This window comes from Ruegeria sp. A4, from assembly GCF_056543025.1.
The window spans coordinates 29044-48755 of the sequence record NZ_JBQGAW010000013.1; the positions used below are offsets into that span (position 1 = coordinate 29044).

Genomic DNA, 19712 nt, shown 5'->3' on the forward strand with positions numbered 1-19712 from the left:
ACAGGGCAGGTCAACGGATGTTCAGGAAGGTATTGAAAACGGGTATAGGTGTCGTGGTTCTGGGCATCGTCGGGCTGCTTGGTTATCTGCTGATCGCCCCCCCGGATTTGCTGAAAGTGGGCACGAATTACTCGGCCAAGATTGTCTGTTCAAACGTTTTCATTGCGGGACGTGATCCGGAAGAGGTCCTTGCGGTGGATGTGCAGGCCCCGGGGCATCCGCTGCTCAAACATGTTTCGATTGATGTCGATCGAGAGGCGCAGACTGTTCATGCGCGGCTCTTTCGGTTCTTCGCGCCCGCCAGGTCGCAGTTCCGGCAGGGGCTTGGCTGCACCAACGTGCATGCTACATCCCTGAGCACGCAGCGACTTGAAGCCGCCAATCCCGTGCCGACAGGTCTTTGGCCAAGCGGAAACGACGTTGCGCTGTCTGATAATCCCAAAATTCAGGCCGTCTTGTCGGATTATACGCTGCTTGGCGAAGGGTACCGCGCCATAGTGGTGGTTCAAGGCGGCCGCATCGTGGCCGAACGCTATGCGGAAGGGTTCGACGCCGACACACCGTTGCTGGGCTGGTCCATGACCAAGACGGTCACGGCCGGGCTGATCGGAACGTTGATCAACGCGGGTCAGATGAATGTATCGGACACCCTTGTCGACAGCTTTCCCAATTGGGCAGAAGACGCAAGGCGAGACATTACTGTTGCGGACATGCTGGCAATGACAAGCGGTCTGCAATGGAATGAAGAATACGGAGACGTGTCAGACGTGACCAGGATGCTGTATCTCAGCAATGACATGGCCGGTTTCGCTGCTGACCGTGCACTGGAAGCCGGCATTGGAGCCGACTTCAACTATTCCTCGGGCACGTCCACCGTGTTGTCCCGGGTTTGGCAGGACAAGCTGCCCGATGGCGGTTTGAGCTATCCTCGGGATGCGCTTTTTGAACCGCTTGGCATGGCTTCGGCGATCATCGAGACGGATGTCGCCGATACATTCATCGGATCCAGCTATATGTACGCCACGGCCCGAGACTGGGCGAAGTATGGCCAGTTTCTGCTGCAAAAAGGGGTTTGGGACGGCGCACAGATTCTGCCCATAGGTTTTGTGGACTGGATGTTCGAACCCGTTGCGGCGTCTGGTGGGGAATATGCCAAAGGTCATCTTTGGTTGAAATCGCCGGGCGACCTGCCACCGTTTGAAGACGCGGTTTGGTTGCAAGGGCATGACGGTCAGTCCATCGGAATTTTCCCATCGCGTGACATGGTCGTCGTGCGGATGGGGCTTACACCTTCACGGGTGGGCTATTCTTCTTTTCCCTTGGCGAAAGCGCTTATTGCGGCTTTCGGGGGGTAGGGGATCGAACATTCACGTCGACCCACCGCCCGACATTGCGGCGGGCATCGCCCGTAGGGCAGGACACTGGGTCGCAGATCGGTATCTTGCACGCCGGCACAGTTTGGTATACCGCCGCATACAAATTCAAGGTGCCGGGCTTTCACATGGCCCGGTGCATCAGCTAAATGGTCGGAACCGTCATGAGCCTTTACACAGAATACCTGAACGAAATCGAGACGCGCAAAGAACAGGGTCTGCACCCCAAACCCATCGAAGACGGTGCTCTTTTGCAGGAAATCATCGGGCAGATCAAAGATACGGGTCACGCTCATCGTGCCGATTCACTGAACTACTTCATCTACAACACGCTTCCGGGCACAACCAGCGCCGCAGGTGAAAAGGCGCGCTTTCTGAAAGAGATCATCCTGGGTGAAGCGATGGTCGAAGAAATCTCGCAGGATTTCGCGTTTGAATTGCTGTCGCATATGAAGGGCGGCCCATCGGTAGAGGTTCTGCTTGATCTGGCGCTGGGCGATGACGCAGAGATTGCGCAGAAAGCGGCGGCAGTTCTGAAAACCCAGGTGTTCCTGTACGACGCAGATACCAACCGTCTGAAAACAGCCTTTGAGGCCGGGAACGCCGTTGCCAGGGACATTCTGGAAAGCTATGCCAAGGCCGAGTTCTTTACCCGGCTTCCCGACATCGAAGAAGAAATCAAGGTTGTGACCTATGTGGCGGCCGAAGGGGATATTTCGACCGATCTTCTGTCGCCCGGCAATCAGGCGCATTCGCGGTCGGACCGCGAATTGCACGGAAAGTGCATGATCTCACCCGAAGCACAGGCCGAGATTCAGGACTTGCAAAAACAGCACCCGGACAAGCGCGTCATGCTGGTTGCTGAAAAAGGGACGATGGGCGTTGGATCGTCGCGCATGTCCGGTGTCAACAACGTTGCATTGTGGACCGGAAAGCAAGCTAGCCCCTATGTTCCATTCGTGAACATCGCGCCGGTTGTTGCCGGTACAAACGGGATTTCACCGATCTTTCTGACCACCGTCGGCGTCACCGGCGGGATCGGCATCGATCTCAAGAACTGGGTCAAGAAAGTGGATGCCGACGGCAATCCGATCCTGAACAATGACGGCAATCCTATCCTCGAGCAGAAATATTCCGTCGAGACCGGAACGGTACTGACCATCAACACCAAGGACAAAAAGCTGTACAATGACGCAGGCGACAAAGAGCTGGTCGATCTGTCATCATCCTTCACGCCGCAAAAGACCGAGTTCATAAAGGCCGGAGGATCTTATGCCATTGTCTTTGGTAAAAAGCTCCAGACATTCGCAGCCGAGACGCTCGGCATCGAGCTGAAATCCGCTTTTGCACCGTCCAAAGAGATCTCGCATGAAGGGCAGGGCCTGACGGCGGTTGAAAAGATATTCAACAAGAACGCGGTCGGCGTAGCCGAAGGCAAAGTTCTGCATGCGGGCTCGGATGTTCGGGTGAAGGTCAACATCGTCGGTTCGCAGGACACCACCGGCCTGATGACGGCGCAGGAACTGGAAGCCATGGCGGCTACGGTGATCTCGCCCACCGTTGACGGCGCCTATCAGTCTGGCTGTCACACTGCTTCGGTTTGGGATTCCAAAGCGCAGGCGAATATCCCAAAACTGATGAAATTCATGAACAACTTTGGTCTGATCACCGCGCGTGACCCCAAAGGTGTTTATCACTCGATGACAGACGTCATCCACAAGGTTCTGAACGACATCACCGTGGATGACTGGGCGATCATCATCGGTGGCGACTCGCATACACGTATGTCCAAAGGCGTCGCGTTTGGCGCTGACTCGGGTACTGTCGCACTGGCGCTGGCCACTGGCGAAGCCACCATGCCGATCCCGGAATCGGTCAAGGTGACATTCAAGGGCCAGATGGCGGATCACATGGATTTCCGCGATGTGGTTCACGCCACCCAGGCGCAGATGCTGAAGAAATTCGGCGACAACGTGTTCCAGGGCCGGATCATCGAAGTTCACATCGGCACATTGCTGGCGGATCAGGCATTCACCTTTACTGACTGGACGGCCGAGATGAAGGCCAAGGCCTCAATCTGCATCTCGGCGGATGACACGTTGATCGAATCTCTGGAAATCGCGAAAAGCCGTATCCAGATCATGATCGACAAGGGAATGGATAACGAGGCCCGGACACTGCAAGGTCTGATCGACAAGGCCGACGCGCGCATCGCGGAAATCAAGTCGGGTGAAAAGCCCGCCCTGAAACCGGATGAAAACGCCAAGTATTTTGCCGAGCTGGTGGTTGATCTGGATGAGATCAGCGAACCCATGATCGCCGACCCGGATGTCAATAACGCCGATGTCTCAAAGCGTTACACCCACGACACGATCCGGCCGGTTTCCCACTACAAAGGGGAAAAGAAGGTCGATCTGGGATTTGTTGGATCGTGCATGGTGCACAAGGGCGATCTGGTCATCGTCTCGCAAATGCTGAAAAACATCGAGCAGGAGAAGGGCACAGTAGAATTCAAGGCCCCTCTGGTCGTTGCTGCGCCCACCTACAACATCATCGATGAGCTGAAAGAAGAAGGCGAGTGGAGCATTCTTCAGAAGTATTCAGGCTTTGAATTCGACGATCTGTTCCCAAAGAGCAAAGCGCGGACGGAATACGAGAACATCCTGTATCTGGAGCGTCCGGGATGTAACCTCTGCATGGGCAACCAGGAGAAAGCCGCAAAGGGTGACACTGTGCTGGCCACGTCCACACGCCTGTTCCAGGGGCGTGTTGTTGAGGACGCGGCGGACAAGAAAGGCGAATCCCTGCTTGCTTCGACCCCGGTGGTGGTGCTGTCGGCTGTTTTGGGCCGAATGCCGACCGCCGAGGAATACAAATCGGCCGTGAAAGGTATCGACCTGACCAAATTTGCGCCTCCGATGGAAAAGCCCGCAGGCACGAAGTCAGCGCATTTCTAAACGCAAGGCACAAAGTTGATTGCCCGGTCATCCCTTCAGGTGGCCGGGCGATTGAGTTCCGCTGTGTTCAGGCCTGGTTGCAGCGCGCGCCGCGCAAAAGCGCGGCATGGGAATGCCCCGAACCTTTCGCACGACTTCGCGTGGGCCACTGGGGAAAAATCCATGATCCACGGTTATACGGCCGCTGTTTGGCGTCAGGCTGACAGCTCTTTATACATGTAAGTTGTGGGTTCCAGTCTGGTTTCGAACGGGTTCCGGCAATAGTTCGGAATTTCCCCGGCGATCTGAAATCCAAGGTCCAGATAAAGCAATCGAGAAGGGTCGGTGCTGCGGGTATCAAGAACCAGCATCGTGCGTTCCAACTCTGTCGTTCGTTGAAAAAGGGCTTGCATCAAGGCGCGGCCAAAACCGCGCCGTCTGGCGTTAGGGTGCACCAGAAGTTTCGCGACATCGGCGCGGTGCGGCTGATTGGGCATGGTCGCGGGGATCAGTTGCACCGTGCCCTGAATGCGCCCGTTGTCGTGGAGGACAAACAGCTCCAATGCACCGGATTTCAGCCCAGGTCGAACGTTTTGCAGCCAGTATTTTCGTGCGTCACCCTCGGTAAACGGAAGGACGAAGCCGATGCTGGCCCCGTCATGCACACAGGCGTGGAGGATTTCCGCCAGATCATCTACTGCCGCGCTGAAATCGGGATCGGTCAGACGCGAGATCATATCAGCACCAAGAGATAACGCGCACCGCGAGATGCGCCTGTTTCGAACCGGGTCGGGCCCGACAGGTGATAGCGCAGGCAATCTCCGGCGCTCAGCGCATGAGGTGTTCCGTCAACAGTCAGTGTCAGTGCGCCGTCGATCAGGATCAGATGGTGTTCCTGTCCGGACTTGGGCGGCGCCTCGTAAGTGATGACCGTGTCGCGCGGCAGGTGGCATTCCACGACCTCGGCGTTCAGGCCGTTTGCAGGGGGTGAAACTGCACGGCGGGTAAAGCCAGTTTCGGGATCGCGCCATTCGGTCTGGCGTTCAAACGGCACTTTGGGGTCAAAGCTGTCTTCGACCATCATCAAAAGCCGGGACATCGGCAGGCCATAAGCGGCACAGAGGCGGCCAAGATTCTCAGCGGTGGGGCTGACCTCTCCTTTCTCCATGCGGGACAGCGTGGCGCGGCTGATTCCGCTTTGAGCGGCCAGTTGATCCAGCGACCATCCGCGCCCGTGGCGGAGATCGTTCAAACGGACGGCAAGGCGGTTTGAGAGGTTGTCGAGCATGGATCAAAAACGAGAGGAGTTTTCATTTACGGGAAAAGTACAAAAGAAATATGGTTGTGTAAATGAAAAAGGGCGCAGAAACTCCGCGCCCTCTGCCAGCTTTTGACGAGGCAGTGGATTACTTCCAGCCGACTTCGTTAAAGATTTTCTGTGCTTCCGGGATGTTTTTTGCGACTTCCGACAGGTTCACGCCGTCAGCTTTGAACTCACCCAGTGCCTTTACCGATTCCGCTAGTTCAACACTCTGTACTGCCGGGAATTCGTCATTGCCCGCCGAGAAGTACTTCTGCGCCTGATCGCTTGCCAGATACTCGAGGAACAGGATTGCGTTTTCCTTGTTCGGTGCGTGTGCCGCGACGCCACCGCCCGACAGGTTCATATGCGCACCATAGCTGTCCTGATTGGGGAAGACCCAGCCGATCTTGTCGAGATCAGAGGACAGGCCTTTGACGTCTTTGCGGATAGCCCGTGCATAGTAGTAGGTGTTCGATACAGCGATGTCGCATTCACCCGAAACGATGCCACGCAGCTGGTCGGTGTCACCTCCCTGCGGGTCTCGGGCCATGTTGGCGACAACGCCTTCCGCCCAGGATTTTGCAGCTTCGGCGCCTTCATGTGTGATGATCGAGGCGAGCAGGGTCTGGTTGTAGGTGTTGGTCGAGGACCGGATGCAGATCAGGCCCTTGTATTCCGGCTTGGCCAAGTCCGCGTAAGTGGCCGGCGGATTGGCAACGTTTTCTTTGTTGAAAAAGATGATCCGACCGCGCTGCGAGAAGCCGAACCACTGGTTGTCTTCGTCCTGAAGGTTGGCGGGGATGCGCTCCTCCAGGGTTTCGCTGTCGATGGCTTGCAGAATGCCCGCATCTTTGGCGCGCGCCAGGCGAGACGTGTCGACCGTGAGCATGACATCCGCCGGAGAGTTCGCGCCTTCGGCTTCCATACGCGCGATCAATTCATCCGCCTTGCCTTCGATCCGGTTGATCTTGATGCCGGTCGTTTCTTCGAAGTCCGTGTAAAGACGTTCGTCAGTGTCATAGTGGCGCGACGAATAAAGGTTCAGCTCGCCTTCAGCCGCGGCTGATGTTGCGATCAATGCCGACAGAGCGGCAGCCAGGCAGGTTGTGGATTTCAGCATTGTTTGCCCCAACAATTGAATTTCGCGTCGGTCGATATCCCGACTGATTTGCTCAATTATACGATTCTCAGCGAGATGCAAGAAAATCCGACAGATTTACTTGGTCAAATGAGCGCAGGCGCCCTTGCGAGGCTTTTCCGGGCGGGCGCGACTTGAGTTGAACGGGAAGATCCGCGTCACAGGGAAGTGTCTGGATCACTCACGATCAAGTACCTCAACTGCAAGGATCGTGGGCAAATGGCGCGCGACTTCCGTCCAGGTGTCCCCTTCATCAACACTGGCAAAAACCGAGCCGCTGTTGGTCCCGAAATAGACACCGGCGGGGTCTCGGTGGTCTCCGGCCATGGCCTGTCGCAGAACAGTGAAAAAACAGCTTTCTTGCGGCAACCCACGCCGCTGGTCTTGCCATGTTGCGCCTCCATTTGTGGATTTCCAAACTGCCGCAGCGGCATCCGGTGGATAGCGCCCGATGCTGTCTCCGTTCAAAGGTAATGTCCAGATCGTGTCAGGATCGCGTGGGTGCACATGAATCGGAAATCCAAAGGTGGATGGCAGGCCTTTGGTGATGTCATCCCAACTGCGCCCTCCGTCGGCCGAGCGCCAGACACCGTGATGGTTTTGCTGGTAGAGCAAATCCGCGGTTCCCGGAGCTTGAACCATGTTGTGGACGCAATGACCCGTTTCACCATCCCTGGGGGCAGCGGGATGATCATGATGCGTGCAAGATTCGGCGTTGGACAATCTGTTGCGCCGCTCCCAGCTTGCGCCGCCATCCTCGGTTGCAAACACACCCGCAGCGGAAATGCCGACCCAGAGCTTTTTCGAATCATTTGGGTCAGTCACGATTGTATGCAGGACCAGTCCCGCACCGCCGGGATTCCAATCGGGTGCTGAGGGGTGGTTTGTCAGGCCCTCAAGCGTGTCCCATGTCCGACCATTGTCGTGGCTGGCAAGCAGGCGGGCCGGTTTTGTGCCAGCGTACAACGTTCCATGTTGATAACGCAAAGACCAGACCTGAGAAAACTCATCGGCGAATGGTGCGGGTTCTCCGGTCCAGCCAATCATCTGGGCAAAATCCTGATCGTTGGCGGCCCACTCGTCCATTTGGCCCTTGGTGAGTTTTGCGACCTGCCAAGTCACACCGCCGTCTTCGGAACACCAGACACCGGCGCCATGCCAGTCACCACCGCCCCCGGCCCAAAGCGTGCCCGTTCCCTTGTCGCCGATGACGTGGTTGATCGGCCATCCTTCGCAATGCGGGCCCGTCACTTTCCAGCCTGATCTGTTCTGATCACCAGAGATAATGAACGTTCCCTTGGTCGTCCCCACCAGTACGTCGATGCCGTGTTCGCGCATGGGTTTTACACTCCGCAATATCGAAGCAAGGGTAGCACGTCGGGCGCACAGGTGCAGAAAACAAAAAAAACCGCGCTCAAGAGCGCGGTTTTCTAAAACGATGTTTCGCTGTTCTCAGCCCTGACGAGCTTTGAACTTGCGCTGCGTCTTGTTGATAACGTAGACGCGGCCTTTGCGACGCACAATACGGCAGTCGCGGTGCCGATTCTTGAGCGAGCGGAGCGAGTTCTTGACCTTCATGGTCTGTCTCCAATCTGCGGCGCCTTCATCAAGGACGTGGCCAGCGCCTGGGTTACTCGGGTGTCCCGGATCTCCGGAACAGTGAAATCATGGTGGGCGGTACAAGGATCGAACTTGTGACCCCTTCGATGTCAACGAAGTGCTCTACCGCTGAGCTAACCGCCCACTTTCCCTTTGCGTGCCCAGCCCCATAACGAAATGGGGCGCGGAACCCCGCGCCGGTAGCGGGGTCTATAAAAGGAGTCGCAAAGGGGTTCAAGGGGTTTGGTAGAACTATTTTCCGGTCTATGTTGATTGCGAACATGGAGGGATCATGCAGAACGCAGCCTTTGTATTGGATATGCCAGAAAACCGCAGTTCATGCGTGGTTTTTTCATCTCCGCATAGCGGGCGGAATTATCCAGAAGCGTTTTTGAAGCGGTCCGTTCTGAATCAAAGCGTGATTCGATCCTCGGAAGACGCCTTCGTGGATCAATTGTTTGCTGCTGCGGCCGAAAATGGCGCGCCTTTGATCAAAGCGACCATGCCGCGCGCCTATCTGGACCTGAATCGCAGTCTGGATGAACTGGACCCGGCGCTGATCAGCGGTGCCCGCAGGCATGGGCACAACCCCAGGGTCGCATCAGGGTTGGGTGTGATACCCCGCGTTGTGGCCAATGGACGGGCAATCTACAGCGGCAAGCTGACCATGGACGAGGCGCGGCTGCGTATCGACACCTATTGGCGCCCCTATCATGCACGTTTGAAATCCCTGCTGGCCGAATCACACGAGAAATTCGGCCAGGCCATACTGGTGGATTGCCACTCCATGCCGCATGAGGCGGTGGCCATGGCTGGTACGACCCGAAACAAACGGCCCGAGATCGTGCTGGGTGATCGGTTCGGTGCTTCGGCCTCGTCTGAAATCGTGGACCTCGTCGAATCGGCGTTTGCTGCGGCAGGTCTGAATGTTGTGCGCAATGCCCCGTTTGCGGGGGCCTATGTGACTCAGACTTATGGCCGCCCCACCCGCCAGCAACACGCGATCCAGATTGAAATCGACCGGGCCTTGTATATGGACGAAGAAAAGATTGCGCCGAACGCCAATTTCATGACGTTTTCGAAACTCCTTCGGCAGGTGGTGCGCGACATATCCAGGATCGGTTCCAAACCTCATCGTCTGGCGGCGGAATGAAACTAGCGCAAAGCACGGCCCTTCACGATTGCTTCCGGGCCGAACCTCTGGCGGATTTGGTCGGTGGCCCGCTCGGCCTGTGATCTGCGGGCGGCGCCGGGATCAAGCAGGTCGCCGGAGATGTCGGCCTGATCCGCCGGGCACAGGTCAGACAGGCCACACCCCAACAGGCGGTACGGCCCCTGATCCCCCACCTGATCGAAAAGCCCTTTTGCGGTGCGATAAATCCTGTCCGCGATCTGCGTTGCGTCCCGCAATGACACGCGCCGTGTCAGAACCTTGTGATTGGCTTTCTTCAGCTTCAGCGTAACGACCCGGCCAGCCAGATCCTTGGCCTTGGCCCGGTCCGAGACCTTCAGGGCCATGCGCCACAAATGTCCGTCCAGAACATCAATATTGGCGGTGTCCTCGAAAAACGTGGTCTCATTGCTGATGGATTTCATCGGTTCATGGGCTGAAACGCGCCGTTTGTCCTGACCCCGTGCCAAATGCCACAGGCGATACCCCATCGAGCCGAAACGCGCAGTCAAAGCCTCCTGATCCCAACGCAGCAGGTCGTTGAAGGTTCGAATCCCTGCCCGGTCCAGTGTTTCCTGCGCGGCGGGGCCAATGCCCCAGATCAACCTTACGGGTTTGTCATTCAGAAACTCTGCCGTCTCTGCCTTGCCGATCACCGAAAACCCGCGGGGCTTGTCGAGGTCCGAGGCAACCTTGGCCAGAAACTTGTTGTGACTCAGCCCGATGGATCCTGTCACACCCAGTTCATCCTTCATGCGTTTGACCAGGCGCGCCAGCATGACGGCCGGGGGGGCTCCGTGCAGGCGTTCGGTGCCGGACAGGTCCATGAAAGCTTCGTCAAGGGACAGGGGTTCGACCACTGGTGTCAGTTCGTCCATCATGGCGCGGATGTCCCGTGACACCTGGGCATATACGGACATGCGTGGTTTGATCACGACGGCATCGGGGCACAGTTGCAGCGCTTTGAACATGGGCATGGCGGATCGCACACCGCGAATTCGGGCCACGTAGCATGCCGTGGACACAACACCGCGTTTGCCGCCGCCGATGATGACAGGCTTGTCTGCCAGTTCCGGATTGTCCCGCTTTTCCACCGAAGCATAGAAGGCATCGCAATCCATATGCGCGATGGACAGATCAAACAGTTCGGGATGAGACTTTACCCTGGGGCTGCCACAGGCCGTGCAGCGCCGTTCGTTCGTCAAAGGGGTCAGGCAATCTCGGCAAAGACCGGGCATCTGCGTCCTCGTGTGTTCCGCAGTTGTCTTGGGGGTTCCTTATATCATCCAGTGGTATCGATCAAAGATCATTCAGAGAAAAGAAACCCCCCGCGCTTTGCGGGGGGAAGTAACGAACCTCAGGAAGAGTAGGTTCGTTGGGGAGTAAATCCCCTTAAGAATCGCTAAGATTTTCGGGCTGAGATAGGGTTAAGCGCGCTTTTCAAAAACTCGCTTTTTGAATGTGTGTTTTCTGGCACAGGGACGATTTGGCGCGGATTCGCGAAAAATTGACGTAAGGTCAACCTGTTGCGGCGGTTTTTTCAGCATGAATCCCAGTTGAAACGAAGGCCCTTCTCATCACGTTTTTAGAGAATTTAACTCGGTCAAAACGGCCGCGGCCGCGGATTTCGGATCTTCGGCCTGATAAATGGGGCGGCCAACTACGATATGATCCGCTCCGTCCTGGATGGCGCTGGCCGGTGTGGCCACACGTTTTTGATCGCCCAGTGCCGCGCCTGCCGGACGCACGCCGGGGGTTACGATCAGCCGGCCCGCCGCCTGGGGCAGGGCGCGGATCAGGGCGGCCTCCTGCGGGCTGGCGATCACGCCGTCGGCCCCGGCCTCGAAGGCGTGGGCGGCGCGTTCCACCACCATGTCCTGAACGTCACCGGCCTTCATCATGCCGGCATCCAGATCGTCGCGGTTCAGCGAGGTCAGGATTGTCACCGCCAGGATCTTCAGATCCTTGCCCGCCGCCCCTTCCTTGGCGGCGCGCACCACATGCGGGTCGCCATGCACGGTCAGGAAATCCAGATCGAACTGCGCCAGCCCCCGCACCGCGTTTTCCACCGTGTTGCCGATGTCGAACAGCTTCATGTCCAGGAAGATGCGCTTGCCATGTTCCTGCTTGAGCTCGTTGGCCAGTGCCAGCCCGCCGCCTGTCAGCATGCCCAGGCCGATCTTGTAGAACGACACGGCGTCGCCCAGCGTCTCGGCCAGCTTCAGCCCTTCCAGCGCGTTGGGGACGTCGAGGGCGACGATCAGGCGGTCATCTGCGGTTCGGGACATTGTTTCGGCCTTTCAAACTTGACGGGATCGGCGCTTCTGTAGAGCGTGTGACGCATTGAGACAAGAAAAGACGCAGGAAAAAACGGGATGATACGGTTGGGTGTGGTGGCCTCGGCCGGAACCCGACCCTGACGATCCACCGCAGGACCCCGACTATTCGGATGGAGAGTGTGACTGCCTGATGGCCGCTGCCGCTCCGGGGCAGTCGCCCTATTTCGACGGGGTGAAATGGGCCGACATGGACGCCGAGAATGCGATGGCGATCTGTGCCGATCTGCTGCTGAAAGACCAGGATGTCGATGCCGAGGTCGCCGCCGCCTTTGGCCGGGCGCTCATGAAAGGCGGCAAGCTGGAAATGGCGCTCGAGTTTTCGGAACTGGCCGCGATGGAGGGCAGCGGGCTGGCGATGAACACGCTCGCTTCTCTCTATAATGATGGCGAGATCGTTCCCGCGGACCACGAGACCGCGTTTGCCTGGTACATGGCGGCTGCCGAAACCGGTCTGCCGATGGGGATGCACAACGTCGCTTATGGCTACGAGAACGGGAAAGGTATTGCGCCCGACATCGACAAGGCGCTGTACTATTATGAAAGGGCCGCATTCTTCGGATATGAGCCGTCTCTGCTGCACCTCGGCGTAATCTATCGCGAAGACACGCATGTCGCACGCGATATGCAGCGCACGGTCGACTATCTGAAGATGGCGGCCCCAAACGGCAGCGCCGATGCCGCGGCGCGTCTGGGCTAAATCCACGAGATCGGCGAGAACGGCTACTCCAAGGACATCGAACAGGCGCTGGATTATTATTTCCAGGCCGCCAAGCAGAACAATGTCGTGGCGCTGCACAATCTCGGGTCTTTGACCTATCACGGGCGGGACGGTGTGCCCCAGGACACGGAAGCAGCCTTGTTGTTCTGGGGCAGGGCAGCAAAGCTGGGCGATGTGAAATCGCAGCGCAAATTCGGCCGGTTGCTCTATGAAACCGGCGATGTCGAAGAGGCGCTGAGGTTTCTTCGCCTCGCGGCCGAGCAAGACGATGACGAGGCGCAAAAGCTGATCCGGCAGATCGAAGGCGGTTGACGCCCACGGCTGACAAAGGAGCCAGCGGTGTCCCCGCTTTGTCCCAACTGTGCTATGGTGCTGCCATTCTGAAACGAAAATTGCATCAAAGGGACAGACCATGAAGCACCTTGTTCCGCTGGCCGTCGTCGCCACGCTGGCCGCCTGCGACGACACGCCGCCACAGACCGAAACAGGCGTCGCGCCGCCCCCGACCAATGATGATTTGTATCTTGTTCGGGGCTATCGGTCCGAAGATGACTGGTGCCAGTTGACCGGCGAAACCGCCTTTACCGGCAATTTCCTCGACCACACCGCCGACCTTGTATCCTGCCCCACGGGCAGCGCCGCCGCGCAGTCTCTGGTCGAGGCGAACGATGCTCAGCAGGTGGCTGAAACCGGGGGCTACACCGTCTATACGATTCCGCGTGGTTGAGGAGTTTTTTCACTCTCTAGCCTCTTGAAGCGGCGGAGAAGTTTCCCAGATTGAGGTCAAGGCCCGGACCATTGCGTGCTGCCAAGCGGGCGCAAATTCACCGGGCGCTTGGAAAAGGAGAATATCATGGACTTGAACAAGTTCACCGAGCGGGCACGGGGATTCGTGCAGGCGGCGCAGACCATTGCGCTGCGCGAGGGGCACCAGAGGCTGGAACCCACACATATACTCAAAGCATTGATGGATGACGATCAGGGGCTGGCAAGCAATCTGATCACACGCGCGGGCGGCGCGCCGATCCGCGTGGTCGAGGCGCTTGACGCAGCCATGGGCAAGATACCGAAAGTCAGCGGCGATGCCGGCCAGATTTACATGGACGGCCAGACGGCCAAGGTTCTGGACGAGGCTGAAAAGATCGCCACGAAGGCGGGCGACAGCTTTGTGCCGGTCGAACGCGTGTTGATGGCGCTGTGCATGGTCAAATCCAAGGCCAAAGAGGCGCTGGAGGCGGGTGCCGTATCTGCGCAAAAGCTCAACGAAGCCATCAACGACATCCGCAAGGGGCGTACTGCTGACACCGCAACGGCGGAAGAGGGCTATGACGCGCTCAAGAAATATGCCCGCGACCTGACCGAGGCTGCGAGCGAAGGCAAGATCGACCCGATCATCGGCCGCGACGAGGAAATCCGCCGCGCGATGCAGGTCCTGTCGCGCCGCACCAAGAATAACCCGGTTCTGATCGGTGAACCCGGCGTCGGTAAAACCGCGATCGCCGAGGGCATGGCCCTGCGCATCGTCAACGGCGACGTGCCGGAATCGCTGAAGGACAAGAAGCTGCTTGCGCTCGACATGGGTGCGCTGATTGCCGGCGCGAAATACCGTGGTGAATTTGAAGAACGCCTCAAGGCTGTTCTGACCGAGGTGACCGAGGCCGCAGGTGAGATCATCCTGTTCATCGACGAGATGCACACGCTGGTTGGCGCGGGCAAATCGGATGGTGCGATGGATGCCGCCAACCTGATCAAGCCTGCGCTTGCACGGGGTGAGCTGCACTGCATCGGTGCGACCACACTGGACGAGTATCGCAAATACGTCGAAAAAGACGCGGCCCTTGCGCGCCGCTTCCAGCCGGTGATGGTTCAGGAACCGACGGTCGAGGACACGATCAGCATTCTGCGCGGTATCAAAGAGAAATACGAGCTGCACCACGGTGTGCGCATCTCGGATTCGGCGCTGGTGTCGGCGGCGACTCTGTCGCATCGCTATATCACCGACCGGTTCCTGCCCGACAAGGCCATCGACCTTGTCGACGAGGCGGCCTCGCGTCTGCGGATGGAGGTGGACTCCAAGCCCGAAGAGCTTGATCAGCTGGATCGTCAGATCCTTCAGATGCAGATCGAAGAAGAGGCGCTGAAGCTGGAAGACGATGCGGCATCGAAGGATCGCCTGGAAACCTTGCAGAAGGATCTTGCCGAGCTTCAGGAAAAATCCGCCGAGATGACCGCGCAGTGGCAGGCCGAACGCGACAAGCTGGCTGGCGCGCGGGATTTGAAGGAACAGCTCGACAAGGCGCGGGCCGATCTGGAAATCGCCAAGCGCGAAGGCAACCTCGCCAAGGCGGGTGAGCTGTCCTATGGCATCATCCCCGAGCTTGAGAAAAAGCTGTCCGAGGCCGAGAATGCCGAAAGCAACGCCATGATGGCCGAGGAAACGGTACGTCCGGAACAGATCGCCAGCGTTGTCGAACGCTGGACGGGCATCCCGACCGCCAAAATGCTGGAAGGCGAACGCGAGAAACTGCTGCGGATGGAAGAAGAACTGCATTCGCGCGTGATCGGTCAGGATGCGGCTGTCACCGCTGTTGCCAATGCAGTACGCCGTGCGCGTGCGGGTCTGAATGACGAAAACCGCCCGCTGGGCTCGTTCCTGTTCCTTGGGCCAACCGGCGTGGGTAAGACCGAGCTGACCAAGGCCGTGGCGAATTTCCTGTTCGACGACGACAACGCGATGGTGCGCATCGACATGTCCGAGTTCATGGAGAAACACGCGGTTGCCCGTCTGATCGGTGCCCCTCCGGGTTATGTCGGCTATGACGAAGGTGGTGTGCTGACCGAAGCCGTGCGGCGCAGGCCCTATCAGGTCGTGCTGTTCGACGAGGTCGAAAAGGCGCACCCGGATGTCTTCAACGTGCTGTTGCAGGTTCTGGACGATGGCGTTCTGACCGATGGTCAGGGCCGCACCGTGGACTTCAAACAGACGCTGATCATCCTGACGTCGAACCTTGGGTCTCAGGCGCTCAGCCAGTTGCCCGAAGGTGCGGACAGTTCACAGGCCAAGCGCGACGTGATGGACGCGGTCCGGGCACATTTCCGGCCCGAATTCCTGAACCGTCTGGACGAAACGATCATCTTTGACCGCCTCAAGCGGGCCGATATGGATGGCATCGTCGATATTCAGATGGCACGTCTGCAAAAACGTCTGGCCGCCCGCAAGATCGAGCTGGCCCTGGATGACAGCGCCAAGGAATGGCTGGCCAATGAAGGCTATGACCCGGTCTTCGGTGCCCGCCCGCTGAAACGCGTCATCCAGCGCGCCTTGCAGAACCCGTTGGCCGAAGCTCTGCTGGCCGGGGAAATCAAGGATGGTGACGTCGTTCCGGTCACCGCCGGGCCCGATGGTTTGATCATCGGTGATCGTTTGGGAACTTCCGAGCGACCCCGCCCGGACGATGCCGTGGTGCATTGATCTGACACCGTGAACTGAAAGGCCCGCTTTTTTGGCGGGCCTTTTTCATGTCGGCTTTCCATAGCCTTTGTTCAGATAATCACTGAGGACCTTCATCCAGACCTGCGCTTTCTCCATTTGAAACTGGGCCGTGAACCTCAGCTTCACAATACAATTTTCCACGACGCCGACTGCCAGAAGTTCGGACAGGCCATCTGATGCTTTGGCCTCGGCCCGATACGGCAACACCTGCGACGGATCACGCAACTGAAAGACGTTGATTTCGCCAAGCTCGGCATCGCGCCGCGCAGCTATTGCACCGATATCGCGTGCAGCTTGTTTGAAGCTTTCAAGGGCCATTTCGGATGAGACGTCCCTTTGTTGATGGTCATAGAAGAAAACCGTGATCTTGTAGGGCGGGTCTGCGAAAGTGGCGGAATAGTCGAGGCCCGGATGGCTGTCTTCATAAACTTCCGACCCGATCTGGTTCAGATCGCTCAGGACCTGTGGCGCGCGCTCAAACAGCTTTTTGCACGATTGAACATCAGCCAATGCCGGTCCGCACAGCAAAGACAGAGAAACAACAAGTGGTTTGAGCAACATGGAGGCAGGGCGTCCCGAACAGATCAAGAATGCGCGAAGTCTTGGTCTGCAACTGTGGCGGAGTTTTGGCCCTGCCGGAAAGATGGCCGGGCGGGCGTTGGTCAGCCGCCCGGGCATTCGTCAGATCAACGCAAAGATCCGGGCCGGCCCGCCGGTGCCCCCTTGGTGCTTGGGTGCGCCGATCACCAGCGTTGCACCCGACGCAGGCACGCGATCCAGCCCAGCCAGACATTCGATCCCGAACCGGCCTGACGGCAACCACGCGTAATGTGTCGCGAAATCTGCGGACATGCCGTGATCAAGAGACAGGGTATCAACGGCAATTGATCGCGCTCCGGTCTCTTCCATCAGCATCTGCGCGGCTTCAACGTGGAAGCCCGGGTAATGCTGCGCTTCGCCGTCGAAATTGCGGAACTCATCCGTGGCGGTTTTGCCTGCCCATCCGGAGTGCATCGCCACGCAGGCACCATCAGGGATATCGCCATTGGCCGCAATCCAGGCTTTCAGATCGTCCGGGGTGACGCGCGTGTCAGCGTCTTCGGCCGCTCGGGCGGCGATGTCCACGACGCATAAGGGGGCGACTAGATCCGTAACGGGGATTTCATCAACCGACGTCCCATCCGCCGAAAAGTGAAGCGGCGCATCGATATGCGTGCCCGTATGTTCGTTGATTGAAAGGTTGAACAGATTGAAGCCGTGATCAGCAAAGTTGAATGCTTGCTCGGCGGAAATGCCGGGTTCGCCGCCCCATGTCGGGAAATCCGGGCTCAGCGTATGGGTCATATCTTCGACACCGCCATGCCCGGCCGCCAGTGCTGCCGGCGCGACGGCCCCGGTTGCGGTTGCTGCAACACCCGAAGCGGCGGCAGCTTTGAAGAACCCGCGACGAGACAGCATCTTGTCTTTGACGGCATTCATTACGCAGATATCACACATTTTTCTTCCTCCCATTGCGGCCAAAAGGCTGCAATCGCAGCCTTGCCTCGCGTTCGGCTTGGCATGGCGCCCGTCTGACAGAGTGCAGCCTTGCGCCCGCAGTTGTAAAGTTTTGTGCCCGTGTTCTGACGGTAATCCACGAAAACCGCGGTTTTCCGCCGGGCTCCAAAAGTTCTCGGGTCTATGGTTTTCGGTGCTGAAAACGTTACTCGAATGCCCGGTCACATCGGAACGTTACAATCACTTCGCTCAATCGTTACGCCTGTTTCCGTGGCTCTGTGCTATCAGCACACTACGTCAATAGCGACCACTGAAGATGACGGAGACCCATATGGCGCATCGCTGGACCAATACTTTGACACATGCCGACGTCACCCCCCGGGCGGCGTTCCTCAACCGGCGGCAGGTTATGGCCGGGCTGGCAGGTGTCGGCCTGACTGCGATGGCCAAACCGGCGGCAGCACAGGATGGGTTGGAGCCGAACACGTGGGAAGAGATCACCACCTACAACAACTACTATGAGTTCGGGACCGGAAAAGATGACCCGGCGAAATATGCTCATACGCTGGTGACCGAACCCTGGAGCGTCACGATTGACGGTCTGGTCGACCGCCCCGGCGACTATGATTTTCAGGCCATCCTGTCCGGGATGACGATAGAGGAGCGGATCTACCGCTTCCGCTGTGTGGAAGCCTGGTCGATGGTAATTCCGTGGAACGGGTTTGAGCTGGCCGACCTTCTCAATATGGCGGGCGTGCAAGACGGCGCGAAATATGTGGCTTTTGAGACGGCCTATCGCCCGGACGAGATGCCGGGAACGCGGTTTCCCGTTCTTGATTGGCCGTACCGAGAGGGCTTGCGCCTGGACGAGGCGATGCACCCTCTGACAATCATGGCAACCGGAATTTACGACCGCCCAATTCCCAACCAGAACGGTGCCCCCTTGCGTCTGGTCGTCCCTTGGAAATACGGCTTCAAATCGATCAAGTCGATTGTTCGGATCACGCTGACCGAGGATGAACCGCCCACCAGCTGGAACATGTCCAATCCACGCGAATACGGGTTCTACAGTAATGTGAACCCCAACGTGGACCATCCACGCTGGTCTCAGGCTTCAGAGCGCGAGATCGGGGGCGGGCTTTTCGCGTCCCGCAAGCCGACCCTGATGTTCAATGGCTATGAACAAGAGGTCGCCAGCCTTTATGAAGGCATGGATCTGACCAAGAACTATTAGGACCATGTCGGCGATTAACCAGATACTCCGCCGTATTCCGGTATGGGTCATATATCTGCTGGGGGCGTTGCCCGCGCCCTGGCTGTTCTATCTTGGCCTGAACGGTGGTCTGGGGGTCGAACCGATTGAGGCGTTGGAGCACAGATATGGGGAACTTGCCCTTCAGTTGCTGATTGCCGGTCTGGCGGTCACACCCCTGCGCCGGCATGTCGGCCTCAACCTGATGAAGTTTCGCCGCGCGATCGGGGTGCTCACGTTTGTATACGTCGCGTTGCATCTTCTTGTGTGGCTGGTTCTGGATGTGCAGCTTCCCAGCCAGATCTGGGCGGACATCCTCAAACGCCCGTACATAACGGTCGGTATGGCGGCGTTCCTTCTTCTGCTTCCGCTGGCATTGACCTCCAACAACTGGTCGGTGCGCCGACTGGGACCGCGCTGGCGCAAGCTGCACTGCCTTGTGTACGCGGCCGCATTGTTGGGGGCGATGCATTACCTCTTGCTGGCAAAAGGATTTCAGATCGAGCCGCTTGCTTACCTGGCGGCCATCATCGCCCTGCTTGCACTGCGCCGGCCGATTCCCAACCTGTCTTTCCGGTCCAACAGGGCCGATTCCGCCTGACTCGGGCGTGAGTCTGTGGGTAATCATGTGCATAACGCGCTGAACCGGGAATTCTGACCTGTCATTACATGGTTGTCAGCGGCGGTGCGCTTGATTGATCCGGTTTAAGTATCTGTAATTGATGGATAAATGAACTTTTCAAGAATTTCTTCTGTTTTTGTGTATTTTCCGCTTGCGGGATTTGTTTGTTATACTTAGAACCCCCTTCACCGGCGCTGCTGAGGCGCTGGGACGCGGCGGAAGCGGCGGTTACACTCGGGAGAGACCGGGGGCATCTGAGGTTAGGATTTAG

At 58.0% G+C, this 19712-nt stretch carries 19 protein-coding genes, 1 tRNA gene and 1 pseudogene; 10 read left to right on the forward strand and 11 right to left on the reverse strand.

Annotated elements, in window-relative coordinates:
• Window positions 1–17: 17 nt before the first annotated feature.
• Together ACR0E2_RS19915 and ACR0E2_RS19920 are read left to right on the forward strand one after the other, a co-directional pair.
• Window positions 18–1355: a serine hydrolase domain-containing protein gene (locus ACR0E2_RS19915; RefSeq protein ID WP_480447649.1), complete on the forward strand. Its 1338-nt coding sequence runs from the start codon at window positions 18–20 to the stop codon at window positions 1353–1355.
• 182 nt (window positions 1356–1537) lie between these two features.
• Window positions 1538–4330 carry a bifunctional aconitate hydratase 2/2-methylisocitrate dehydratase gene (locus ACR0E2_RS19920; protein ID WP_480447650.1) on the forward strand — a complete coding sequence of 931 codons (2793 nt, stop codon included), beginning with the start codon at window positions 1538–1540 and terminating at the stop codon, window positions 4328–4330.
• A 194-nt stretch (window positions 4331–4524) separates the two neighbouring features.
• On the opposite strand, the gene ACR0E2_RS19925 is transcribed toward ACR0E2_RS19920, so the two are convergent.
• The 6 genes from ACR0E2_RS19925 to ACR0E2_RS19950 all read right to left on the reverse strand — a co-directional run bounded on the left by ACR0E2_RS19925 (window position 4525) and on the right by ACR0E2_RS19950 (window position 8493).
• Window positions 4525–5046 (reverse strand): N-acetyltransferase family protein, encoded by a 522-nt coding sequence (locus tag ACR0E2_RS19925; protein ID WP_480447651.1) that lies wholly within the window; start codon window positions 5044–5046, stop codon window positions 4525–4527.
• Complete coding sequence (locus ACR0E2_RS19930; RefSeq protein ID WP_480447652.1) at window positions 5043–5597, reverse strand: helix-turn-helix domain-containing protein; 555 nt, start codon at window positions 5595–5597, stop codon at window positions 5043–5045. Before ACR0E2_RS19930 ends, ACR0E2_RS19925 begins: the two co-directional genes overlap by 4 nt.
• Window positions 5598–5715: 118 nt before the next feature.
• Entirely contained in the window at window positions 5716–6732 is a 1017-nt protein-coding gene (locus ACR0E2_RS19935; protein WP_480447653.1) for a Fe(3+) ABC transporter substrate-binding protein, read from the reverse strand.
• 195 nt (window positions 6733–6927) lie between these two features.
• A complete protein-coding gene (locus ACR0E2_RS19940; protein WP_480447654.1) occupies window positions 6928–8088 on the reverse strand; it encodes a WD40/YVTN/BNR-like repeat-containing protein in 1161 nt (386 codons plus the stop codon).
• 114 nt (window positions 8089–8202) lie between these two features.
• Complete coding sequence (gene ykgO, locus ACR0E2_RS19945) at window positions 8203–8328, reverse strand: type B 50S ribosomal protein L36 (protein WP_008755722.1); 126 nt, start codon at window positions 8326–8328, stop codon at window positions 8203–8205.
• Between the two features lie 90 nt (window positions 8329–8418).
• Window positions 8419–8493: transfer RNA gene (locus tag ACR0E2_RS19950), tRNA-Val, on the reverse strand.
• A gap of 148 nt (window positions 8494–8641) precedes the next feature.
• Between ACR0E2_RS19950 and ACR0E2_RS19955 the strand changes: the two genes are divergently transcribed.
• Window positions 8642–9502, forward strand: coding sequence for an N-formylglutamate amidohydrolase (locus ACR0E2_RS19955; protein ID WP_171172618.1), 861 nt, complete (start codon window positions 8642–8644; stop codon window positions 9500–9502).
• A 2-nt stretch (window positions 9503–9504) separates the two neighbouring features.
• Here the strand turns inward: ACR0E2_RS19955 and ACR0E2_RS19960 are convergent, their stop codons facing one another.
• Together ACR0E2_RS19960 and pyrF are read right to left on the reverse strand one after the other, a co-directional pair.
• The gene (locus ACR0E2_RS19960) at window positions 9505–10758 is read right to left on the reverse strand and encodes a DNA polymerase IV (protein ID WP_480447655.1); all 1254 of its coding nucleotides are present in this window, start codon (window positions 10756–10758) and stop codon (window positions 9505–9507) included.
• 339 nt (window positions 10759–11097) lie between these two features.
• A complete protein-coding gene (gene pyrF, locus ACR0E2_RS19965) occupies window positions 11098–11808 on the reverse strand; it encodes an orotidine-5'-phosphate decarboxylase (RefSeq protein ID WP_480447656.1) in 711 nt (236 codons plus the stop codon).
• 100 nt (window positions 11809–11908) lie between these two features.
• Between pyrF and ACR0E2_RS19970 the strand changes: the two genes are divergently transcribed.
• From ACR0E2_RS19970 to clpB, 5 genes and pseudogenes are all read left to right on the forward strand, one after another.
• Window positions 11909–12556, forward strand: coding sequence for a tetratricopeptide repeat protein (locus ACR0E2_RS19970; RefSeq protein ID WP_480447657.1), 648 nt, complete (start codon window positions 11909–11911; stop codon window positions 12554–12556).
• A gap of 9 nt (window positions 12557–12565) precedes the next feature.
• Window positions 12566–12628: pseudogene (locus ACR0E2_RS19975) on the forward strand (hypothetical protein); the annotation flags it as partial.
• Between the two features lie 15 nt (window positions 12629–12643).
• Window positions 12644–12889, forward strand: a complete 246-nt coding sequence (locus ACR0E2_RS19980) for a tetratricopeptide repeat protein (RefSeq protein WP_480447658.1) — start codon at window positions 12644–12646, stop codon at window positions 12887–12889.
• Between the two features lie 100 nt (window positions 12890–12989).
• Complete coding sequence (locus ACR0E2_RS19985; protein ID WP_480447659.1) at window positions 12990–13304, forward strand: hypothetical protein; 315 nt, start codon at window positions 12990–12992, stop codon at window positions 13302–13304.
• A gap of 126 nt (window positions 13305–13430) precedes the next feature.
• Complete coding sequence (gene clpB / locus ACR0E2_RS19990; RefSeq protein ID WP_480447660.1) at window positions 13431–16049, forward strand: ATP-dependent chaperone ClpB; 2619 nt, start codon at window positions 13431–13433, stop codon at window positions 16047–16049.
• 45 nt (window positions 16050–16094) lie between these two features.
• Here the strand turns inward: clpB and ACR0E2_RS19995 are convergent, their stop codons facing one another.
• Together ACR0E2_RS19995 and ACR0E2_RS20000 are read right to left on the reverse strand one after the other, a co-directional pair.
• Window positions 16095–16631: a hypothetical protein gene (locus ACR0E2_RS19995; protein ID WP_480447661.1), complete on the reverse strand. Its 537-nt coding sequence runs from the start codon at window positions 16629–16631 to the stop codon at window positions 16095–16097.
• Window positions 16632–16751: 120 nt separating this feature from the next.
• Window positions 16752–17567 (reverse strand): cyclase family protein, encoded by an 816-nt coding sequence (locus ACR0E2_RS20000; protein WP_480447662.1) that lies wholly within the window; start codon window positions 17565–17567, stop codon window positions 16752–16754.
• A 331-nt stretch (window positions 17568–17898) separates the two neighbouring features.
• On the opposite strand from ACR0E2_RS20000, the gene msrP reads away from it, so the two are divergent.
• Window positions 17899–18801: a protein-methionine-sulfoxide reductase catalytic subunit MsrP gene (gene msrP / locus ACR0E2_RS20005; protein ID WP_171172626.1), complete on the forward strand. Its 903-nt coding sequence runs from the start codon at window positions 17899–17901 to the stop codon at window positions 18799–18801.
• Window positions 18802–18805: 4 nt separating this feature from the next.
• The gene (gene msrQ, locus ACR0E2_RS20010) at window positions 18806–19420 is read left to right on the forward strand and encodes a protein-methionine-sulfoxide reductase heme-binding subunit MsrQ (protein WP_480447663.1); all 615 of its coding nucleotides are present in this window, start codon (window positions 18806–18808) and stop codon (window positions 19418–19420) included.
• A gap of 64 nt (window positions 19421–19484) precedes the next feature.
• On the opposite strand, the gene ACR0E2_RS20015 is transcribed toward msrQ, so the two are convergent.
• The coding region (locus tag ACR0E2_RS20015) for a hypothetical protein (RefSeq protein WP_480447664.1) at window positions 19485–19712 on the reverse strand (228 nt) is incomplete at its 5' end.